The sequence below is a fragment of the Waterburya sp. genome, assembly GCF_058530065.1.
This window is the reverse complement of sequence record NZ_JBZNBU010000342.1, coordinates 1-1857: the sequence shown is the minus strand read 5'-3', so window position 1 is coordinate 1857 and position 1857 is coordinate 1. Positions and strand designations below refer to the sequence as shown.

General features: G+C 40.7%; 4 protein-coding genes. 1 reads left to right on the top strand and 3 read right to left on the bottom strand.

The features are described from left to right. Positions 1 to 43: 43 nt before the first annotated feature. Positions 44 to 214 (top strand): hypothetical protein, encoded by a 171-nt coding sequence (locus tag AC33VI_RS20510; protein WP_491784118.1) that lies wholly within the window; start codon positions 44 to 46, stop codon positions 212 to 214. Positions 215 to 278: 64 nt separating this feature from the next. Here the strand turns inward: AC33VI_RS20510 and AC33VI_RS20505 are convergent, their stop codons facing one another. The 3 genes from AC33VI_RS20505 to AC33VI_RS20495 form a co-directional block, all read right to left on the bottom strand. Continuing rightward, positions 279 to 383, bottom strand: a complete 105-nt coding sequence (locus AC33VI_RS20505) for a type II toxin-antitoxin system YoeB family toxin (protein WP_491784119.1) — start codon at positions 381 to 383, stop codon at positions 279 to 281. 179 nt (positions 384 to 562) lie between these two features. After that, positions 563 to 1090 (bottom strand): CBS domain-containing protein, encoded by a 528-nt coding sequence (locus tag AC33VI_RS20500; protein ID WP_491784117.1) that lies wholly within the window; start codon positions 1088 to 1090, stop codon positions 563 to 565. Positions 1091 to 1176: 86 nt separating this feature from the next. Further along, the gene (locus AC33VI_RS20495) at positions 1177 to 1761 is read right to left on the bottom strand and encodes a potassium transporter TrkG (protein ID WP_491784116.1); all 585 of its coding nucleotides are present in this window, start codon (positions 1759 to 1761) and stop codon (positions 1177 to 1179) included. Between the last annotated feature and the right edge of the window lie 96 nt (positions 1762 to 1857).

Below are 1857 nucleotides of genomic sequence, written 5' to 3'. Positions count from 1 at the left end.
TTAAAGTAAAAATACAACGAACATTTATCTGGAGAGAATAACCATGTTTTTTCATTTGTGCCAATCCTGTTTTAATCCCGAATCCAATTTAACCTGGAGACAACGTAGACTAAAATTTCTTAAATCTATGCGCGACGATCTTGAGACAAGATTGGCAGCAATTAACGCTGCGATCGCTACAATAGAAAGACAGAACAGCCAAGAAGAGGTTTAAATTTATTTAAGGCGATCCCGATATTGATATTGCGATCGCTTAAAATCCCTGGACTTTTAAGCATCTAGTAATGGTAACGACATTGTAGGAAAATCAATTTGTCATTACTCACTTGATATACAAGTCTATGTTCTTGAGGGTCGCGATCGCGGTAAGGGTTTAACCTCAAAAGGAACAGAGTCAAGATCTCCAATTCGGGTTAGAGAACTCAAAAAATATCTTTCTAACCTCCAATCGTTGTTTGGAAAAGTTCTACTTGTCCTTGAATTTAAGGGATTCATCGCTACCGCGATCGCTTGGCAATTGGATAAATTCCCCAACCGTAAGGTATGGCTAGATCTTCATTTTTTATTCCCCAACCTTTTCAGATTCAAGTTCTTCTACTACATTCCAGGCAATTTCAGATTCATGGTTTATTTGTTCTTCTAAATCGCAATAGATTCGGCTATGCAAGACAGCTTCACCAATTCTTTGAGACAAAATATCGGTGGGGGATAGTTGCGCCACCTTAGTTTTCATCAGAATATCGGTTACGGAAATAATACCTAGTAGTCGATCTTTGATTACAGGTGCTTTTTGAATCCCAACTTCGGCAAATAATCGCCCCACTTCAGGAAGACTGAGATCGGGATCGACCGCAATGCAGGGTTTAGTCATTATTTGATGAATCTTGACCTGTTCGGGATCTATTTCCTTAGCGATTACCATATATACAATGTCGGCTTCGGTAACTATGCCATAGTCATTTGAGTCGTCGCTGGGTTCGACAATCAAAGAGCGCATTTTTTTATTTTGCATCATGGCGATCGCTTCAGCTACTTTAGCCGAACCGTGAATCAATAAAACCTCTTTGGTCATAATATCGGATACTTTCATGCCCCACCTCCTCTACGATTGAAGCTGATGAATATTAAGATCGATCGGCTATCAAGGCAGATCTAACCACTTACATATATAAAAAACTATCTTGAAGAACTCGTGAGGAAGCAGAGATAAATATCCCGATAAAGCCGAATTAATCCCACAAAAACGGGAAAAAATTCCAGTCTACCCAAAAACATTCCCGTAATTTCTGTCCACAGCAATCCTACTGGCGCATCGGGAGCAGTTACACCGATTGATAATCCCACCGTACTCAAAGCACTAGCATATTCAAACAGGCTTTCGGGTAAAGAATAACCATAAGCCGTAATAATTCCAGTACCAGCTAGATAAATTCCCAAATATAACCAGACAAACATACCGATCTGACGTAACTGGCGATCGCTCAAAAACTGTCTTGTTTCTCCCTGCCAAATATCGGGTTCGGTTACGGCATCTTTAGGTAACAATTGCCGTCGCACTTCCCAAACTACACCACGATAAAGAGCATAGATGCGAAACTGTTTAATTCCGCCTGCGGTTGCCCCCGTACCGCCACCAATCAGCATCAGGATTATTAACACTAACCAACCGATACTACTCCAGTTGGTATAGCTTACTGTAGAAAAGCCAGAAGTAGACAATACCTTCGCCAAATGAGGAGCCAAATTTTGGTGTGAAGTCAAGAGGACTTTTATAGGAAACTAGGTTTACTCCTAAACGAAGTTCCGCAAAGCCCATGCCAGAAATTCTAACACTCCTAAGCTGTCTAACTTTTGAAC